At 70.5% G+C, this 18,478-nt stretch carries 17 protein-coding genes, 1 tRNA gene and 3 pseudogenes; 11 read left to right on the top strand and 10 right to left on the bottom strand.

All coding sequences use genetic code 11. The annotated features are described in order from the left end of the window. Window positions 1-124: 124 nt before the first annotated feature. Window positions 125-337 carry a maleylpyruvate isomerase N-terminal domain-containing protein gene (locus J4557_RS43565; RefSeq protein WP_208272819.1) on the bottom strand — a complete coding sequence of 71 codons (213 nt, stop codon included), beginning with the start codon at window positions 335-337 and terminating at the stop codon, window positions 125-127. Between the two features lie 164 nt (window positions 338-501). On the opposite strand from J4557_RS43565, the pseudogene J4557_RS50395 reads away from it, so the two are divergent. The 3 genes and pseudogenes from J4557_RS50395 to J4557_RS43555 all read left to right on the top strand — a co-directional run. Further along, a pseudogene (locus tag J4557_RS50395) lies at window positions 502-1,269 on the top strand (transposase family protein); the annotation flags it as partial. A gap of 3 nt (window positions 1,270-1,272) precedes the next feature. Then, window positions 1,273-1,715, top strand: a pseudogene (locus tag J4557_RS50390) (transposase family protein); the annotation flags it as partial. A 92-nt stretch (window positions 1,716-1,807) separates the two neighbouring features. Continuing rightward, window positions 1,808-3,190, top strand: coding sequence for a serine hydrolase domain-containing protein (locus tag J4557_RS43555; protein WP_208272814.1), 1,383 nt, complete (start codon window positions 1,808-1,810; stop codon window positions 3,188-3,190). A gap of 797 nt (window positions 3,191-3,987) precedes the next feature. Here J4557_RS43555 and J4557_RS43550 read toward each other — a convergent pair. Continuing rightward, window positions 3,988-4,061, bottom strand: a tRNA-Gly gene (locus J4557_RS43550). 90 nt (window positions 4,062-4,151) lie between these two features. Here J4557_RS43550 and dcd point away from each other — a divergent pair. The 4 genes and pseudogenes from dcd to J4557_RS43530 all read left to right on the top strand — a co-directional run bounded on the left by dcd (window position 4,152) and on the right by J4557_RS43530 (window position 8,022). Next, complete coding sequence (gene dcd, locus J4557_RS43545) at window positions 4,152-4,727, top strand: dCTP deaminase (protein WP_208272812.1); 576 nt, start codon at window positions 4,152-4,154, stop codon at window positions 4,725-4,727. Between the two features lie 185 nt (window positions 4,728-4,912). Then, complete coding sequence (locus J4557_RS43540) at window positions 4,913-6,199, top strand: quaternary amine ABC transporter ATP-binding protein (protein ID WP_208272810.1); 1,287 nt, start codon at window positions 4,913-4,915, stop codon at window positions 6,197-6,199. A 76-nt stretch (window positions 6,200-6,275) separates the two neighbouring features. Further along, window positions 6,276-7,088, top strand: a pseudogene (locus J4557_RS43535) (ABC transporter permease); the annotation flags it as partial. 52 nt (window positions 7,089-7,140) lie between these two features. After that, window positions 7,141-8,022, top strand: coding sequence for a glycine betaine ABC transporter substrate-binding protein (locus tag J4557_RS43530; RefSeq protein ID WP_243777292.1), 882 nt, complete (start codon window positions 7,141-7,143; stop codon window positions 8,020-8,022). A 176-nt stretch (window positions 8,023-8,198) separates the two neighbouring features. On the opposite strand, the gene J4557_RS43525 is transcribed toward J4557_RS43530, so the two are convergent. Beyond that, complete coding sequence (locus J4557_RS43525; protein ID WP_208272808.1) at window positions 8,199-8,960, bottom strand: ZIP family metal transporter; 762 nt, start codon at window positions 8,958-8,960, stop codon at window positions 8,199-8,201. A 131-nt stretch (window positions 8,961-9,091) separates the two neighbouring features. Continuing rightward, window positions 9,092-11,239 carry a (Fe-S)-binding protein gene (locus J4557_RS43520; RefSeq protein ID WP_208272806.1) on the bottom strand — a complete coding sequence of 716 codons (2,148 nt, stop codon included), beginning with the start codon at window positions 11,237-11,239 and terminating at the stop codon, window positions 9,092-9,094. 314 nt (window positions 11,240-11,553) lie between these two features. On the opposite strand from J4557_RS43520, the gene J4557_RS43515 reads away from it, so the two are divergent. Together J4557_RS43515 and J4557_RS43510 are read left to right on the top strand one after the other, a co-directional pair. After that, window positions 11,554-12,147, top strand: coding sequence for a TIGR03086 family metal-binding protein (locus J4557_RS43515; RefSeq protein WP_208272804.1), 594 nt, complete (start codon window positions 11,554-11,556; stop codon window positions 12,145-12,147). A gap of 84 nt (window positions 12,148-12,231) precedes the next feature. Beyond that, window positions 12,232-13,173 (top strand): TIGR01777 family oxidoreductase, encoded by a 942-nt coding sequence (locus J4557_RS43510; RefSeq protein WP_208272802.1) that lies wholly within the window; start codon window positions 12,232-12,234, stop codon window positions 13,171-13,173. Here the strand turns inward: J4557_RS43510 and J4557_RS43505 are convergent, their stop codons facing one another. After that, window positions 13,174-13,782, bottom strand: a complete 609-nt coding sequence (locus J4557_RS43505; RefSeq protein ID WP_208272800.1) for a DUF2867 domain-containing protein — start codon at window positions 13,780-13,782, stop codon at window positions 13,174-13,176. It abuts the gene before it with no gap. A gap of 98 nt (window positions 13,783-13,880) precedes the next feature. On the opposite strand from J4557_RS43505, the gene J4557_RS43500 reads away from it, so the two are divergent. Beyond that, window positions 13,881-14,441 carry a TetR/AcrR family transcriptional regulator gene (locus J4557_RS43500; RefSeq protein WP_208272798.1) on the top strand — a complete coding sequence of 187 codons (561 nt, stop codon included), beginning with the start codon at window positions 13,881-13,883 and terminating at the stop codon, window positions 14,439-14,441. On the opposite strand, the gene J4557_RS43495 is transcribed toward J4557_RS43500, so the two are convergent. The 3 genes from J4557_RS43495 to J4557_RS43485 all read right to left on the bottom strand — a co-directional run bounded on the left by J4557_RS43495 (window position 14,438) and on the right by J4557_RS43485 (window position 15,608). Then, entirely contained in the window at window positions 14,438-15,001 is a 564-nt protein-coding gene (locus J4557_RS43495; protein ID WP_208272796.1) for a dihydrofolate reductase family protein, read from the bottom strand. The two genes, J4557_RS43500 and J4557_RS43495, sit on opposite strands and share 4 nt — an antisense overlap. 113 nt (window positions 15,002-15,114) lie before the next feature. Next, the gene (locus J4557_RS43490) at window positions 15,115-15,336 is read right to left on the bottom strand and encodes a GntR family transcriptional regulator (RefSeq protein WP_307800543.1); all 222 of its coding nucleotides are present in this window, start codon (window positions 15,334-15,336) and stop codon (window positions 15,115-15,117) included. Between the two features lie 50 nt (window positions 15,337-15,386). Next, the gene (locus J4557_RS43485) at window positions 15,387-15,608 is read right to left on the bottom strand and encodes a winged helix-turn-helix domain-containing protein (protein WP_208252680.1); all 222 of its coding nucleotides are present in this window, start codon (window positions 15,606-15,608) and stop codon (window positions 15,387-15,389) included. Between the two features lie 181 nt (window positions 15,609-15,789). Here J4557_RS43485 and J4557_RS43480 point away from each other — a divergent pair, with 181 nt between their 5' ends. Next, window positions 15,790-16,080: a hypothetical protein gene (locus J4557_RS43480; protein ID WP_208272794.1), complete on the top strand. Its 291-nt coding sequence runs from the start codon at window positions 15,790-15,792 to the stop codon at window positions 16,078-16,080. Between the two features lie 117 nt (window positions 16,081-16,197). Here the strand turns inward: J4557_RS43480 and J4557_RS43475 are convergent, their stop codons facing one another. Together J4557_RS43475 and J4557_RS43470 are read right to left on the bottom strand one after the other, a co-directional pair. Further along, window positions 16,198-16,854 carry a class I SAM-dependent methyltransferase gene (locus J4557_RS43475; protein ID WP_208272792.1) on the bottom strand — a complete coding sequence of 219 codons (657 nt, stop codon included), beginning with the start codon at window positions 16,852-16,854 and terminating at the stop codon, window positions 16,198-16,200. A gap of 50 nt (window positions 16,855-16,904) precedes the next feature. Then, window positions 16,905-18,437, bottom strand: a complete 1,533-nt coding sequence (locus tag J4557_RS43470) for a nitrilase-related carbon-nitrogen hydrolase (protein ID WP_208272790.1) — start codon at window positions 18,435-18,437, stop codon at window positions 16,905-16,907. Window positions 18,438-18,478: the final 41 nt, after the last annotated feature.

Here is an 18,478-nt window from a genome sequence, read left to right as displayed (position 1 = left end):
CCTGGTGAGACGGCGTGGGTTGTGGTGATCAACCCGTCTACCAGGAGCTTCTCTGTATCTGAGGGGACTCCATCAACTCGCGATCACGCTGTGATCAACCAGCCCGCCTGAGGATGAAAAAGGGTCACTGTTCGCTGTGTTCGCCTCGAACTGCAGCATCGATCATCCGTAGCTGCGCGTCGGCGTTACGTGACAGATGCACGACCACGTGGGCACGAGACCAGCCAGGCAACAGCGACGGGCTGCGCAGCGCGAATTCATCCAAGGCCGTCCCCGTCATCATCAGGCGCGCACTTGAATCCCGAACCCGCTTAAGCTCCATCTCAATGGAAGTCACGCCACCACCGATACCCCACGGCACAGCACTGACCCTTTTTCATCCGTCTGGGCGGGCGCCGATCACAGCGTGATCGCGATGCGGACTTTCGGCGGGTGTCGTGGAGAAACCCCTGGTAGACGGGTTGATCGCCACATTCACCGCGTCCGAACCAGGGGCTCTGCATGCTGTTGTGCCGTGCTGCCGTCGATTTGTCGCGTTCAACGCTGAACTATCTGGCCGGACTGATCCGGCGGCACCGCAATGCGATCGGGTCGGCCTGGCGGCTGCTCAACCCGGGGCAGCAGGCTCTGCTGGTGCTGGTCCACCTGCGCAAGGGCGAGACCTTCGCCGAGGTCGGGGCCGGGTTCGGGGTGTCGACGAGTACGGCCTGGCGGTATGTCGAGGAGGCCGTGGCGCTGCTGTCGGAGCGGTCGCCGAAGCTGACGGCGGCGTTGCGCAGGGCAGCCAAGGGCGGGCTGCACCTGGTGGTGCTGGACGGGACGCTCATCGCCTGCGACCGGGTGCGGGCCGACCGGCCGTACTACTCGGCCAAGCACCGCTGCCATGGCATGAACATCCAGGTGATCGCAGGTCCGGACAGGACGATCGTGTGGACGTCGGGGGCGCTGCCCGGCCGCACGCACGACCTGACCGCCGCCCGCGTGTGGGGGATCCTGCGCGAACTGGACAAGGCCGGAATCCTCACGCTGGCCGACAAGGGCTATCAAGGCGCCGAGGCCTCGGTGGTCATCACTCCGTACAAGGGGCGCAACAAGCCCGAGTCGCAGAAGCAGGCGAACCGCTCGCACGCCAAGCTCCGCGGACCAGGCGAACGTGCGAACGCGCAGCTGAAGTCGTGGACGCTGCTCCGCAAGCTCCGCTGCAGCCCCTGCAAGGCCGGCCACCTGGTCAAGGCCATCGCCGTCCTACAGAACTACCAAGTCACCCGAGGCCTGGTCTCGATCGACCGGGTCGCGGCCGACCGGCCCTACTACTCGGGAAAGCATCGCCGCCACGGCGTGAACCTCCGGGTCATCGCCGCCCCGGATGGGACACAGCTTTGGGTGTCGGGACCGCTGCGCGGCTCGGTGTACGACCTGGCGGCGGCTCGGATCTGGGGCGTCATCCGGGCACTGGCCACCACTGGGCTGCTCGTCCTGGCCGACAAGGCCTACCAGGGCGCCGGCGCGCACATCCTCACGCCCTACAAGGGACGCGACAAGCCCGAACCACAAAAGGACGCCAACCGCGCACACGCCAAGCTCCGCGGACCCGGCGAACGCGCGAACGCCCAGCTCAAGTCATGGCGAATCCCGCGGAAGCCGCGCTGCCGCCCCACCGCGCCAGCCGCCTCGCCAAAGCCATCCACACCCTGCAACTCCGCGAGACCACATCCCGGCGAAAGAACCTCGCTCTATGTGTTGGAATGATCACTCAGGGTAGATGCAGTCTAAGGAGATCGTCATCTGCAGAGAACTATGAGCGATCATGCGTGAGACCAACACCGATGACCGTAGCGAGGCGGCCGGCGCCCTGGACGGCGGGACCGCCTTCAGGCGCCGAGCATGTCGCGGGCCGATGCGACCGGCGCTGCTGGCCGGCGTCGCGATGATCACAGCGGGGGTGGTGGCGCTGGTTCCGGGCTCGGGCGCGTTGCCCGAAGCCCGCGCCGCCGGCACCGCGGGCGCGGCCGGTTCGCGGCCGTTCCAAGCCATGCAGACGGTCCTGGACGACCTGGTTCAGGCCGGGGCGCCGGGGGCCGTGGCCCAGGTGCGATCCGGTGCCGTGACCCGGAATTTCACCAGCGGCGTCACCGACCTCGTCACCCGCCGGCCGCCGCGGCCGGACGTGCACGTACGGATCGGCAGCGTCACCAAGGTCTTCGTTGCGACGGTGATCCTGCAACTGGTGGCCGAGGGGCGGCTGCACCTGTCGGACACCGTCGAACAGTTGCTGCCGGGGGTCGTCACCGGGAACGGCAACGACGGCAGCGCCATCACGGTGCGCATGCTGCTCAACCACACCAGCGGGTTGTACGACTACACCTCCGACCAGAACTTCTCGGACCTGTTCTACCAGAATCCCTTCCTGTACTTCACGGCCAACGATCTCGTACGGATCGCGACCAGCCATTCGCCCGATTTCGCGCCCGGTACGAAATGGGAGTATTCAAACACCAACTACATCCTGCTCGGAATGGTGATCGACCGAGTGACGCGCCATACCTACGCCACGGAGATCACGCGGCGGATCATCAAACCGCTCGGGCTGCGCGAAACCTACCTGGCCGGTCACGATCCGAACATCCGCGCCCCGCACATGCACGGATACACACGCTCGCCGAACCCGCCCAACCAGATCGAGGACAGAACGCGTTTCGACGACTACGGCGCCGACGGCGAGATCATCTCCACCATGGGAGACCTCAACCGCTTCATCTCCGCCGAACTCGCGGAGCGCCTACTGCCGGCTCGCATCCTGCACATGATGCTGAAGCCCACCGTGGCCGCCGGTCGCGCCGTCCCGTACGGGCTGGGAATCGAGATCGTGCCGACGCTGTGCGGAGTCACCGTCTACGGCCACGTAGGAGAGGTCTACGGCTCGTCGACGTGGGTGGCGGGCACGCTGGGCGGCCGCCGTTCTGTCGCGCTCAACCACAACGACGATTACACGGCCACTCCCATCGGGGACACCAACCAGGCGGTGTTCTGCCCGCCCCGCGGAGGTTCAGGCCGACCACCGAAATCCCCGGCGCATCCGCCCAGGCTCCTGCCGTCCACCAGCGCGGACCACGGCAGGCCACCGGAACCCCATCCGGGCGCGGGGAGCTACCAGGTCGCTCAGACGCCGCATCAAACAACGCCTCGATGACTCGATGAGGAGCACCCGGAGGCCGGCCCGTCCACCGCTCCGCCGGCCCGTTACTTCTCGGCTGCCCCTTCCCGTGCCGCCCGCTTCGAGCGCGGTTCGAACGCGGGTGGGCGCCGTCGCTGCGGCAAGACTCGGCACATGGCGCCTGCTGGCGGCCCAAGGCACGGCCATCAAGCCCTGAAGCCTCATCGAACCCGACGCCTTGAGCGCCGCGCGGCTCGGGAGGCGCGGAGATATGAGTGACCTCGACCGCCGGCTTGGTCCTGTAGGCGGCCGCCGACGAACTGCACCGCGGTGTTAGCCTCCAGCCCGTCCAGCATCCGGGTGCAGGCGCCCTCCGACACCGAGGCGGGTTCGGCCGCCAGATGCCCGGCCGGTTCGGGCCAGCCTCAGCAAGGCCGCGGCCGTCGTACCCGGAGTTCCATCACGCCGAGCGTCGCCGGGTGACGGAGCCTGCGAGTCCGCAATTCGGCCGGGCCATCCTCATGCCGAGGATGGCTGGCGCAGAGTCACGCCCGGAAAGAGGCATGGCTGGCTGGCACCCTGAAGGGTGCGGGCCGGGCGACCGATCCAGGACCCGTCCGCGGGACGGGCAGAGATCCGCACGAGCCGGAGGATGGAGGACGGGATCGGATGGCCGACGGGGTGCCGCGAATCCAGTACACAGGTGTCCTCAGAGTGACACGTGGGTCGTTGCAAGGGCGGTTCATGCTCGCCGGTCGCATGAGGTCCGGAGTGATAGAAGATCTTGATTCAAGATCAACAGGTCAAGATCAGCGCTCTGACCTGGGGAAACGTGGAGCGGGTGACGGGAATCGAACCCGCGCTGTCAGCTTGGGAAGCTGAAGTTCTACCATTGAACTACACCCGCGTGGCGGGGGTCGGGGCCGCCCGCGCTTGGACATCGTACCGGAAAGTCGGGTGCGGCGTGGCGGGGGTGCGGGTGGGATAGCTTTTCGGGGTGCTGCTCTCCGATCGCGACATCAGGTCCGAGCTCGAGTCCGGGCGGGTGAAGATCGACCCGTACGAGCCGGGCATGGTCCAGCCGTCCAGCGTGGACGTGCGACTGGACCGGTACTTCCGGGTGTTCGAGAACCACCGTTACCCGCACATCGATCCGGCTGTGGAGCAGCCGGATCTGACGCGGCTGGTGGAGGTGGACGCCGAGGAGGCGTTCGTGCTGCACCCCGGGGAGTTCGTGCTGGCCTCCACCTACGAGGTGTTCGGGCTGCCCGACGACCTGGCCGCGCGGTTGGAGGGGAAGTCCAGCCTGGGGCGGCTGGGGCTGCTGACGCACTCGACGGCGGGGTGGATCGACCCCGGGTTCAGCGGGCACGTGACGCTGGAGCTGTCGAACGTGGCGACGCTGCCGATCAAGCTGTGGCCGGGGATGAAGATCGGGCAGATGTGCCTGTTCAGGACCAGTTCGCCAGCGGAGTACCCGTACGGGTCGGAGCGGTACGGGTCGCGGTATCAGGACCAGCGGGGGCCCACTCCGTCGCGGTCGTACCTGAACTTCCACCGGACCCAGGTGTGACGCGCGGCACGTGACGAAGATCACCGAAAGATGAAACATCTTCTCGGGACGGGTAGTTTCGAGCGACGCACAGCCTTGGCACCTGGTTGACAGCCTCTTTGGATTGAGGCGGTCGACGGGTGCCGGACGGATGAGGGCTACCCGTTTCCGCGCCGCCCCCGGGTGTGGGAACACGGAAGGAGATCGTGTCCATACTCCGCGCGGAAAGCGTCACGAAGCTGTTCGGCCGGAAGGCGGCCGAGGCGCAACGAAAACTCAAAGCGGGTGCGGACCTGAAGGATGTCCGCGCACTGGGCGTCACCCCCGCCGTCGTGGACGCCACGTTCGAGGTCGAGCAGGGCGAGATCTTCGTAGTGATGGGCCTGTCGGGCTCCGGTAAGTCCACGTTGATCCGCATGTTGAACGGACTGCTGGAGGCCACCTCCGGGACCGTCGAGATCGATGGCCAGGATATCGCGAAGCTGCCTCCGAAGGCGCTGCGAACGCTCCGGCAGAACAAGATCTCCATGGTCTTCCAGCACTTCGCGCTCTTCCCCCACCGGTCCGTCCTGGCGAACGCCGCCTACGGGCTCGAGGTCCGCGGTGTCGCCAAGGAGGAACGAGAGAGCAAGGCCCGGGAGTTCCTGGGGCTCGTCGGCCTCGCCGGCTGGGAGGACAAGCTCCCCGGCCAGCTGTCCGGCGGCATGCAGCAGCGGGTCGGGCTGGCCCGCGCGCTGGCGGCGGGCACCGACATCATCCTGATGGACGAGGCGTTCAGCGCGCTGGACCCGCTGATCCGGCGCGAGGTGCAGGACCTGCTGCTGGACCTGCAGGGACGGTTCGGCAAGACGATCGTGTTCATCACGCACGACTTGAACGAGGCCATGCGCATCGGCGACCGGATCGCGGTGATGCGGGAGGGCCGGATCGTGCAGATCGGGACGGCCGAGGAGATCCTGACGGACCCGGCGAACGACTACGTCGCCCAGTTCGTCGCGGACGTCGACCGGACCCGGGTGCTGACGGCGTCGTCGGTGATGGAGAAGCCGCTGGTCACGGTGCTGTCGTCGACGGGGCCGCGGACGGCGCTGCGGACGATGCGCGAGCACCAGACCGACGCCGCGTTCGTGGTCGGCCGGGACCGGAGGCTGATCGGCAAGGTGAAGGCCGCGGCGGTCGCGGACGCGGTGCAGGAGAACGTCCAGAAGCTGGACGGCCTGATCGATCCGGAGGACCTGGAGCCGGTGGCGCCGGACACGCCGGTCGCCGACCTGTTCCAGCGGTGCGCGGAGAGCGACCTGCCGGTGCCGGTGGCGGACGAGGCCGGGACGCTGCTCGGGGTGATCCCGCGGGTGACGCTGCTGGCGGCGCTCGGCGCGATCAGCACGCACGTGGACGAGGTCGTCGAGTCGGGCGGCGAGGACGCCGAGGACGCCGCGGACGCCGCGGAGCCGGCGCTCGCGCTGACGAAGGAGGGTTCCGTTGACGACTGACGTGCTCGCGAGCGAGCTGCCCCGGGTGCACGTCGGCGACTGGTTCTCCGACCTGGTCGACTGGTGCACCACCAACCTGGGCTGGCTGTTCGACGGGATCGGGTCGGCCATCACGTGGGCGGTCGACAACCTGACCGACCTGCTGAACCTGCTGCCGCCGGTCGGGCTGGCGGTGGTGCTGGCGGTGATCGCCGTGGTGCTGAGCGGCTGGAAGCTCAGCGTCTTCACGCTGCTCGGCTTCGGGCTGATCGACAGCATGGAGCTGTGGGACCCGGCCATGGACACGCTGGCGCAGGTGCTGGTGGCCGCGGTGATCGGGGTGGTGATCTCGATACCGATCGGCATCGCGGCGGGCCGCAGCGCCGTCGTGAGCCGGATCGTCCGCCCGGTCCTGGACTTCATGCAGACGATGCCGGCGTTCGTCTACCTGATCCCGACGATCTTCTTCTTCCACATCGGCGTCGTGCCGGGCGTGGTGGCGACGGTGATCTTCTCGCTGCCGCCGGGTGTGCGGCTGACGGAGCTCGGCATCCGCGGCGTGGACCCGGAGATGGTCGAGGCGGGCGAGGCGTTCGGCACGCCGCCGATGCGGGTGCTGACCCGGATCCAGATCCCCCTCGCGATGCCGTCGATCATGGCGGGCGTCAACCAGCTGATCATGCTGTCGCTGTCGATGGTGGTCATCGCGGGCATGGTCGGCTCGGCCGGCCTGGGCGGCGTGGTGCTGGAGGGCATCCAGCGGCTGGACATCGCCAAGGGCTTCGAGGGCGGTCTCGGCGTGGTCGTCCTGGCCATCTACCTGGACCGCCTGACCGGCGCGCTGGGCAGCGAGAGCCCGAGCGGGCTGCGCACCCTCTGGACGCGCGGGATGGCCAACCCGGTCGGCTGACCCCCGCGCGCACGAACTTTCCACCCCCTGCAAGGCGACGAAAGGAAGGGCATTGCGTCCCAAGTTCAAGGTTCTGGCCGCGGCGGCGATGGCGCTGGCGCTCGGCGCGACGGCGAGTGCCTGCAACGGCTCGGACAACAAGAAGAACAGCAAGGATCTGACGATCGGCGTCGTGTCCGGCTGGGCGGAGGGCGAGGCCGCCACCGCCCTCTGGAAGAAGATGCTGACCGACAAGGGCTACAAGGTCACGGTCAAGGAGCTCGACACCGGCCCCCTGTACGCGGGCATGGCGCAGGGGGACGTGGACCTCTTCGTCGACTCGTGGCTGCCGAACACCCACGAGGACTACTGGAAGCAGTACGGCGACAAGCTGGAGAAGGTCGGCATCTGGTACCCGGCGGCGCCGCTGACGATCGCCGTGCCGGACTACTCGCCGCTGCACTCGCTGGCCGACCTCAAGGGCAAGGGCTCGCAGTACGGCGGCAAGATCATCGGGATCGAGAAGAGCTCCGGGCTGTACCGGGTGTCGCAGACGAAGATGCTGCCCGCCTACGGCCTGGACAAGGAGTACACGGTCACGACGTCGTCGACGGCGGCGATGCTGGCCGAGCTGCAGAAGGCGATCACCGCCCACAAGGACATCGTCGTCACGCTGTGGCGCCCGCACTGGGCGTACTCGAAGTTCCCGATCCGGGACCTGCAGGACCCGAAGGGCGCGATGGGCAAGCCGGACGGCGTGAACACCGTCGCGCGCAAGGACTTCAGCAAGGACGAGCCGCAGGTGGCCGCCTGGCTGAAGAAGTTCAAGATGGACGACAAGCAGCTGGGCTCGCTGGAGGACCTCATCGCGAACCAGTACAAGGGCAAGCCGGACCAGGCGGTGGACGCGTGGCTGAAGGCGAACCCGGGCTTCGAGCAGTCCATGACGGGCTGATGCGTCGTCCCGTCCCCGAGGGAACGTTCCAGCGTTCCTGAAGGCGTCAGGGGGCCGTCCGGATGTACCGGACGGCCCTCTGCCTTTTCCCGGACGTTCCGGAGCGTTCCAGGACGTCCTGAGCGGCGCCGCGCTCCGCACGGGCCCGTTCAGCGCCGCGCTCCGCACGGGCCCGTTCACCCCGCCAGGCCGACGCTGAAGACGACCACGACCAGGCCGAGGCCGGTGGCGCACAGCGTCATCACGCGCGGGTGGCCGCTGTGCGCCTCCGGCAGGATCTCGGCGGCGGACAGGTACAGCAGGACGCCGGCGAACAGCCCGAGGTAGGGGCCGAGGACGCTCTCCGGGACCGTCCCGATCAGGGTGAGCGCGGCCCCGGCGACGGGCGCGGCGGCGTCCGCGACCAGCACCGCCAGCGCGGAGCGGCTGTTCCGGCCGCCGAGCGAGGCCGCGGTGAAGGTGTTGAAGCCGTCCGCGAAGTCGTGGGTGACGACGGCGAGCGCGACGAACGCGCCGGTCTGCGTGCCGGACTGGAAGCCGAGCCCGATGCTGAGGCCGTCCACCAGGCTGTGCCCGACGAGCGCGAAGGCGGCGAGCAGCCCGGCGCCGCCCGTGCCGTGGCCGTGGCCGTGGCCGTGCGCGTGGACGTGGACGTGCGGGGCGTACTCGCCCTCGTGGGCGCGGTGGACCGCGACGGACTGCTCGACCACGTGCAGCAGCAGGAACCCGACGGCGAAGCCGATCATCGGGGCGGGCACGCCGAACGGCCGGGCCCGCGACAGCGCCAGCGACTCGGGGATCAGGTCGAACGCGACGACGCCGAGCATCAGGCCGCCGGCGAGGCCGAGGACGAGGTGCCGCTTGTCCCGCACCCGCATCGCCGCGAGCCCGCCGGCGAGCGTCATCAGGAATGCCAGGACGGACACGAGCACGGCCATCCCCTGGTCTTACCAGCCGTCCCGGCGATCACTCCTCCCGCCCCGTCCATGAACGGCTACAGAAGCCTTGACCACGGCGAAGGCCCCGGCCCCCGCCGAGCGGGGACCGGGGCCGCGACGCGGGTGCCGGGCTACTCGGCGGCCACGGGCTCCTTCTCCTGGGCGGTTCCCTCGCCCTTGATGGAGCGGATGAGCAGCTGGGAGACGTCGACGACCTCCAGGCTCTCCTTGGCCTCGCCGGAGTTCTTCTTCTCGTTGATGGCGTCGCCCAGCATGACCAGGCAGAACGGGCACGCGGTGGAGACGGTGTCGGGGTCGGTGGTCAGCGCCTCGTCCACGCGCTCGGTGTTGATGCGCTTGCCGATCCGCTCTTCCATCCACATCCGGGCGCCGCCGGCGCCGCAGCAGAACCCGCGGTCCTTGTGCCGGTGCATCTCCTGCGTCTTGACGCCGGGGACGGTGGCCATGATGTCGCGGGGCTGCTTGTAGACCTTGTTGTGGCGGCCCAGGAAGCACGGGTCGTGGTAGGTGATCTTCTCCTCGATCGGCGTGACCGGGGTGAGCTTGCCCTCCTCGACCAGGTGCGCGAGCAGCTGGGTGTGGTGGACGACCTCGTAGTTCCCGCCGATCTGCGGGTACTCGTTGGCCAGGGTGTTGAAGCAGTGCGGGCAGGTCGCCACGATCTTCTTCACGCCCGCGTCGTTGAGCGTCTCGACGTTCTGCTGGCCGAGCATCTGGAAGACGAACTCCATGCCCAGGCGGCGGGCCGGGTCACCGGTGCACGCCTCCATCGGGCCGAGCACGGCGAACTTGACGCCCGCGATGTGCAGCAGCTCGGCGACGGCCTTGGTGGTCTTCTTGGCCCGGTCCTCCAGGGCGCCGGCGCAGCCGACCCAGAACAGGTACTCGGTGTCCTCGGAGACCTTGTCGTCGACGACCTCGACCTCGAAGTCCAGCTCCTCGATCCACTCGAGGCGCTTCATCTCGGACATGCCCCACGGGTTGCCCTTGTTCTCGAGGTTCTTCAGCATGACGCCGGCCTCGGACGGGAACGAGGACTCGATCATGACCTGGAAGCGGCGCATGTCCAGGATGTGGTCGATGTGCTCGATGTCGACCGGGCACTGCTCGACGCACGCGCCGCAGTTGGTGCAGGACCAGAGGACGTCCGGGTGGATGACGCCGTCCTCGCCGACGAGCTCCTTGTCGACCTGCATGGCGAGCTTCTGCTCGTCGGTGAACTTGGCCTGCGCCTCCTCGGAGGCGGTGAAGTAGGGGGCCTTGGCCAGCGCGTGGTCGCGCAGCTCCAGGACCAGCATCTTCGGCGACAGCGGCTTGCCGGTGTTCCACGCGGGGCACTGGGACTGGCAGCGACCGCACTCGGTGCAGGTCGCCATGTCGAGGAAGCCCTTCCAGGTGAAGTCCTCGATCTTGCCGCGGCCGAAGACGTCCTCGTCGGGGTCGGCCTCCTCGAAGTCCAGCGGCTTGCCGCCGGACATCATCGGCTGCGCGGCGCCGAGCCCGTCGGGGCGGCGCTTGAACATCACGTTCAGCGGGGCGAGGAAGATGTGCAGGTGCTTGGAGTGCACCACGAACACCAGGAACACCAGCGCGACGCCGATGTGCAGCAGCAGGCCGATGGACTCCAGGACGTCCAGCGTGTGGCGGCTCAGGCCGTCGAACAGGTGACCGACCAGGTAGGAGAAGTAGGCGCCCTTGCCGTAGTCGAGGTTGCCGTTGGCCCACTCGACGCCCCGGTAGAAGAACATCGTCCAGATCACGTTGAAGATCATGAACAGCGTGATCCAGGCGCCGGACAGGTGCGAGCCCTTGAACCGGGACTTGCGCTCCAGCCGCTTGGGCGAGTTCTTGATCCGGATCGAGGTGAAGACGATCAGGCCCGCGGTGCAGGCCAGCGCGATGGTGTCCTGGACGAACCCGATCGGGCCCCACGTCTGGAGCCACGGGATCTTCTTGTCCAGGCCCGCGAGCAGCGCGACGGCCGCTTCCAGGTAGACGGTGGCCAGGAGGAAGAAGGCCCACATGACCGCGGCGTGCGCGGAGCCGGCCAGCGTCCACTTCAGCAGCTTCCGCTGTCCCAGGACCTCGGTGACCTGGCCCTCGATGTCGGCCTTCTTGTCACGCTTGACCTGCAGCACGCGCTCGGGGTCGGGCTGCCCGGCCATGGCCGTGTTGTACAGGAACAGCACCCGCCGGCCGGCGAGCGCCAAAGCGACCGCCGTTCCGGCGAGCCCAATGACCAACGTGATCCAGAACACTGTTCCGTCCTCCTGGGGTACGGGCGATGGCAGTCAGCGTAGGGCTCGCGACAGACCGCATCTCATCCGGGGCCCGAATACTACTCGGTAGTAGCTTATGTGGTCACACGCGCAGGTCAGCACGCCTCTCGACCGGTCCGCGCGCCGGTGGGCCGCGAACGCTCGTTCCGTCGTCCCATACCTTACGGATCCGGCGCACCGATGAGTATCGGCCGGTTCCCGAGTCAAAACGACGGGAAGAGGACCCGTCCAGCCCGTTCCCGCCCAGCGGTACAGCGGCGGACGGGCCGGACCGACGAAGGAGAGACCGGCCGATGCCCCAGAACCCCGACCTCGCGCCCGCCGCCCGCCGGCTGGCGGACCTGCTCGCCGCCGTGCGCGACGACCGGCTCGGCGCGCCGACGCCGTGCGCGGACACCTCGCTCGCGACGCTCATCGACCACGTCGACGGGCTGTCGCTGGCGTTCGCGCAGGCCGCCGCCAAGGACGTCCCGGAGGGCGGGTCGCAGCCGCCCTCCCCGGACGGCGCCAACCTGGCGCCCGACTGGCGCACTCGCGTCCCCGAGCGGCTCGGCGCGCTCGGGGACGCGTGGCGCGAACCGTCCGCCTGGGAGGGGACGACGGAGGCGGGCGGCGTGCGGATGCCCGCCGAGGTGATGGGGCGCGTCGCGCTGAACGAGCTGGTCGTGCACGGCTGGGACATCGCGGCGGCGAGCGGGCAGCCCTACGTGTGCGGCGACGACGAGGTGCAGGAGTGCCTGGTGTTCGTCGGGCAGGCCGTCGAGCAGAGCGGCGGCCAGGGCTCGCCGGGGCTGTTCGGGCCGCCCGTCGCCGTCCCGGACGGCGCCTCGCCCCTCGACCGGCTGATCGCCCTCACCGGTCGCGACCCGTCCTGGACGGCCCGCTGACGCACGCCGGGTGACGGCCGTCTCGTTTTTAAACGCGTTCAAAAATCTGCGTTAGGCTCCAGGGGACACGCGGAGGTGGACGCGATGAAGCTGGTGATCCCCGGCGGCACCGGGCAGGTGGGCACGGTCCTGGACCGCGCGCTCACCGCCGCGGGCCACGAGGTCGTGATCCTGACGAGGCGGCCGGAGCGCGAGCGCGAGCTTCCCTGGGACGGCCGGACGCTCGGCCCGTGGGCGGAGGCGATCGACGGCGCCGACGCCGTGATCAACCTCGCCGGACGCAGCGTGAACTGCCGCTACACCCCGGCCAACCTGCGGGAGATGATGGACTCCCGGGTCGAGTCGGCGCGGGTCGTGGGCGAGGCCGTCGCCGCCGCGGCGCGCCCTCCCCGGGTCTGGCTCCAGATGAGCACGGCCACCGTCTACGCCCACCGCTTCGACGCGCCCAACGACGAGGCGACCGGCGTCATCGGCGGCGGCGAGCCCGGCGTGCCGCGCTACTGGTCGTACAGCGTCAGGATCGCCGAGGCGTGGGAGCGGGCGCAGGCGGAGGCCACCACGCCGTCGACCCGCAAGGTCGCGCTGCGCGCCGCGATGGTGATGAGCCCCGACCGCGGCGGCGTCTTCGACGTGCTGCTGCGGATGGCGCGGCTCGGCCTCGGCGGTCCGGTCGCGGGCGGCGCGCAGTACGTGTCGTGGATCCACGAGGACGACTTCGTCCGCGCGGTCGAGTTCCTGATCCGCCGGGACGACCTCGACGGGCCGGTGAACCTCGCCGCGCCCGGTCCCCTGCCACAGAGCGCGTTCATGCGCGCGCTGCGCACCGCCTGGGGCATGCCGGTGGGCCTGCCCGCCACGGCGTGGATGGCCGAGATCGGCGCGCTCGCCCTCCGCTCGGACACCGAGCTGCTGCTCAAGAGCCGCCGCGTCGTCCCCGGCCGTCTGCTCGACGCGGGCTTCGCCTTCGACCATCCGCGGTGGCCCGAGGCCGCCGCCGACCTCGTCCGGCGGGTGCGGCGCCGCTGATCAGGAGGCGGCGGCCGCCCGGGTTCCGCGCTCCCGCCAGGCCCGCTCCCACTGCCTGGTCAGCATCGGGTAGACGATCAGGTACCGGAACGGCGCGATGAACGCCATGTAGAGGCGCCCGACCCGGCCGTTCGGCCGGACCAGCACCGCGATCCGCAGCTCGTAGCCGCCGTCCGGTCCCGGCGCCGGCGCCCAGCCCAGGTGCATGACGCCGTGGACGGTGCCGTTCGCGATCTCGCGGACGTCCTCGTTCGGGAGCCGGTAGACGGGGGTGAACGGGGAGCCGCCCGGCGCGGAGCCGTCCACGGTGTCGCGCAGGTCGCTCGGCAGGCGGTCGCGCAGCGGCCGGACCCGGGATCCGAGGCCGGTCCTCGGCCTGTCCCAGCCGAGCAGCGCGCCGAGCTTCCACCGGACCGCGAACAGGAACCGCACCGGAGGCGCCTGCCGCGCGAGGCCGCCGGACGCCTGGATCGCCTCCAGCATCACCGGGAAGTCGTCGGGCCCGGCGCCGGGGGCGCGGCAGGACCACACGTCCTCCAGCTCGAAGTCCCGTGCGACCTCGTGGATCCGCCACGGCCGATCGGTGTGCGCGCTGTCGGGAAGCCGCATGGCCACCGCCTCCGTCAGGTATACGGTTGCGTACAACACCCAGGCTAGCCCCGGTTATACGGATGCGTATAGATGGGGAGGGAAGTGAGGTGGGGCACATGGCGGGCGCGACCCGTACGCCGCGCGGCCGATGGGTCGAGGAGGGCCTGCGGATGCTGGCCGAGGGCGGGCCCGACGCGGTCCGGGTCGAGGCGCTGGCCAAGCGGCTCGGCGTCACCAAGGGCGGTTTCTACGGGTACTTCGCCGACCGCGGCGCCCTGCTGGAGGCGATGCTGGACGTCTGGGAGCGCGAGAGCACCGACGACGTCATCGACCGCGTCGAGAGCGAGGGCGGCGACGCGCGGGCCCGGGCCCTGCGCGCGGGCACGCTCACCTTCTCCTCCCGGCTGCTCCCGCTCGACCTCGCCGTCCGCGACTGGGCCCGCCGGGACGAGGCGGCCGCCGAGCGCCTTCGGCGGGTGGACGACCGGCGCATGGCGCTGCTCCGCGAGACGATCGGCACCTTCTGCTCCGACCCCGACGAGGTCGAGGCCCGCAGCCTGATCGCCTTCTGCGTCGCGATCGGGCACCACTTCCTCGCCGCCGGCCACGAGGGCCGCACCCGCGCCGAGGTCCTCGCCCGCGCCGCCGACCTCGTTCTCGACCGTCCCGCCCGCTAGCGCCGCGGGCGGTAGCGGAGGTCGACGACCTCGGGGGCGTCTCCGTCCCGCACCAGGTTCCACCGGACCGGCTCGACGCCCGGGGCGTCGAAGAGCCGGACGCCGTCGCCGAGCATGACCGGCGCGATGTGGACGGAGAACTCGTCGATCAGTCCGCGCTCGACGCACTGCCGGGCGATGTCGGCGCCGAAGACCTCCAGGTTCTTACCGCCCGCCGCGTCGAGGCCGGTCTCCACGGCCTCCGCGACGTCGCAGTTCAGGAAGGTGAAGCCGGGCGCGGGCGGGGCGTCGTCCGGATGATGGGTCAGGACGAAGATCGGCCCGTCCCACTTCCCGCCGTACGGCTTGCGGTTCTCCCCGCCCCCGGCGTCGTAGCCCGCGTCGAAGCCCCGCCGCCCGGCCAGGATGGCGCCGGTGGTCGCGACCATCTCCTCGACGATCCCCGGCGTGAACGACAGGCCGGACATCCAGTCCATCGAATGGCCCGGGCCGGCGATGAAGCCGTCCAGCGACATGGTGAGGTGCCACAGCACCTTGCCCCGCGCAGGTGAACTCGTCATGGTCCCGCCTCTCAGGTGTGCACGCCTGATGCTTGGACCACGGGGGCGCCGGAAACTCATCGCCGCCCCGGACGGTCAGCCGTCCTTCTCCTCGACGTCCGACGGCTTGGCGATCACGAACGTCCCCGCCCGTGCGTCGCCCGGGTGAGCCCCCGCGAGCGCAGAACGCGCGCCGCCGCCTCGGCCGTGCTCTGGGAGACACCGAATTCATCGGCCATGGCCCGCACCGCCGGAATGCGCCGTCCGACCGGATACGTCCCGGCTTCGATCCGCGCCGCGATGACCTCTGCCACCTGGAGGTACAGGGGCTCCATGCCGTCGAGGTCGATGCCCACCCGGGGACGCTAGCGCGATTCAGGACCCATGGACGCGCAGCGTCGCATGACTAGTCCGACTCGGGCGGTATGTCGGGCGCGACGAACGTGCCGACGCCGTGCACGGCGACCGTCAGGCCGCGCTCTCGCAGGACCCGCAGCGCCGCCTCACTCGTCCGCGTCGACACTCCCGCCTCCGCCGCAAGCGACCGGGCGGACGGCACTCGGGTCCGAGGCAGCATTTCTCCTGCCCGAATCCGACGTTCTATCTCATCCGCAACCGACAGGTACATCGGTTTCAGCGAGTCCAATGGGAACCCCATATAGGCACGTTACGGACCCCGTAGGCATGCTTTGGTCCTACGGGTGCCTACGGGTGCCCACGTGTGCCTACCATCTGAGGAAAGCGGCCCCGGCGCGGTGCGTCACCACTGCGCCGGGGCCTAGGAACCGACCTGAGTGGAGGTCCATTCCATGACTCCTGAGAGTAGGGCGCGGCTTGAGGCGCTGGGCGTGGTTCTGCGCGTCTACGGGCTGCACGCGTCCATGACCGAGCGCGGGCTGCGCGTCGTCAATCCGGCGGTAGCGGGGTGCTGCGCGGCCCATCCGTCCGACGTGATCAGCGTCCGGGCGCGGGAGGAGGACGGCGGGCGGCCGTGGTTCTTCACGTCATGGCGGCATCCGCTCGCGGAGGCGGAACGCGTGGTGGACGCGGTGATGGCGATCCGGGAGCTGCTCGACGGCGCGCCGGGAGCGGCGCTGTGATCGCGGTGTGGGCGTCCGCCATGTGCGTGGTGGCGGTGCTGGCGGCGTCCGTCACGGCGTTCGCGATGGAGCAGCGGCGCCCCCGGTACCGGGGGCGGCACCGGGCGATGTTCTGACTCAGCGCTCGGGGCGGGTGGCGGTTCCCGTGATGAAGGCGGTGCCGGCCGGGCGGACGCTCGCCGACCATCCCCAGGAGCCGAGGGCGCGGACGAGCCGCTCCGGATCGTGGAACACCTTGACGACGCGGTACTCGCTGCCGTCGTCGAGGCGGCGGCGCACCGAGGGCACGGCCTGCCCGGCGAGCACGTCCTCGGCCACCGCCTCCCCCGGCCCGTTGTCGACGAACACCGCGCTGCCGCCGGGGGCGAGGGCGTCGGCGACGGTGCGCCAGAAGCCGGGCAGGCGGTCCGGCGGGACGTGGGAGAGCCAGAAGGCGAAGAAGACGGTGTCGTAGCGGCGGGACGGGCGCCACGCGAACAGGTCGGCGCACTCGAACTCGACGGTCGCGGGCGCCACGCGTTCCCGCGCGATGTCCAGGGCCTCCGGGGAGGCGTCGACGGCGGTCACCGAGCGGGCGCGGGCGGCGAGGCGGCCCGTCCACTGGCCGGTGCCGCAGGCGAGCTCCAGGACGTCCCCGGTGATCGGCAGGTCGTCGACGATCGCCGTGAGGGCGCGCAGGTCGTCGCGCTCGTCATAGACCCGGTCGTACTCGCCCGCGCGCGCCCGGTAGTAGGCGATCTGCTCCTGCACGGTGGCGTCCGTGTCGTTGCCCATACGCCACGTTAACCCGCGGACGATCAGCGGTCACCGCCGAGGCGCCTCCGTCACCTGCGGCGGCTCCTGGCGGTGGCGAGGGCCGCGAGCAGGGGCACCGTGGCGAGGCAGAGCCAGGCGAACAGGTCGCCGATCCGGTCGTAGGGCGTCGTGGCGCCGCGGACGGGGACGTCGGCGACGAGCGTCTGCCGGTCGGCGCCGAAGGAGTCGGCGGTGGCGAGGACGCGGCCTCGGCCGTCGAACGCGGCGGACACGCCGTCGGCGTCCTGGCGCACCAGCGCGTAGCCGCCCTCGACGGCGCGCAGGCCCGCCTTGTCGGTGTGGGGGCGTCCGTACTCGCGCCAGTCGTGGGACGGGACGAGCATGATGTCGGCGCGGACGCGCATCATCGCCGGGAAGTCGGCGTCGTAGCAGATCACGTTGGCGATCCGGCCGTACGGGGTGGCGACGACGGGGACGCGGCCGTCCCCTGGCTTGTAGGTCTCGGAGCCGGGGATGGGGTGGGCCTTCTGGTACGTCCACAGCACGGCGCCGTCCGGGCCGAGGAGGACGGTCTCGTCGCGTCCGAAGGCGGGGCCCGTGGTGTCGTACACGGCGATGCCGATGTCGAGGTAGACGCGGGAGCGGCGGGCCTCGGCGCGGGCGGCGGCGATGACGGCCGGTTCGCGGGCGGCCTGCGCGGGGACCGCGTTCTCGGGCCAGACGACGATCCTCGCTCCGGCGGTCGCCTCGCGGCGGGTCGCGGCGAGCAGGTCGTCCTGCGCGGCGGTGGTGGCGGGGTCGACGGCGGCGGGCGGTGCGGCGGCGATCCCCTGCCGTCCGCCGGGGATCCGGGCGAGCGCGGCCCGCCCGGCGGCGGCCACCGTCCTGGCCGGGCTCACCCCGGCGATCCGCACGGTCCTGCCGTCGTGCGGGAGCAGCGCGAGCCGCGCGCCGCCGGCGAGGGCGACGGCCGCGAGCACGGCCGCGCAGGCGGCGGCGGGACGGGCCGACGGGCGCGACGGCTCCTGCCAGAACCCGTTCACGGCGGCGGCGGACCAGGCGATGAGGAAGCCGATGCCGTAGCAGCCGGTGACGGACGTGACCTGGAGCAGCGGCAGATCGCCGTGCTGGGTGACCGCGAGGGAGCCGTAGGCGGTGCCGAACGGCGACAGCAGCGTGATGAGGAACTCGGTCGCGGCGACGGCGGCGGGGAAGACGAGCGGCGCCGTCCACCGGCCGAGCCTGGCGGACAGCAGGCGGTCGAGGAGGAACGGCACGGCCTGGACGGCGCTCAACGCCGCGGCACCGGCGAGGACGACCGGGCCGGACCCCAGCGCCGACTCGTACACCCAGAACGCGGCGGCTGCGATGTGGGCCGCCCAGATCCAGAGGGTGCCCGCCCACGGGCCGGTGGTGCGGGTGAAGCGCAGCAGCAGGACGGGGAAGAGCCATGCGGCGAGCGGGACGTCCCAGCGCCCGCCGACCGCGAACAGCATGGCGGCGGTCCCGGCCGCGAGCAGCGCGTACCGGCGTCGGCGCGCGCGCTCGGCGGGGCGTGCCCCGGCCGGAGACGTTCTGTTTTCGAGGAGAGGAATGCCCATGCGTTGGGACGCTAAGTGAGCGCACATATGCGGGGCGTCGC

This window comes from Actinomadura nitritigenes (assembly GCF_017573545.1).
GTDB lineage: Bacteria > Actinomycetota > Actinomycetes > Streptosporangiales > Streptosporangiaceae > Spirillospora > Spirillospora nitritigenes.
The sequence above is the reverse complement of the archived record's forward strand: the minus strand, read 5'-3'. Positions and strand labels throughout refer to the sequence as shown.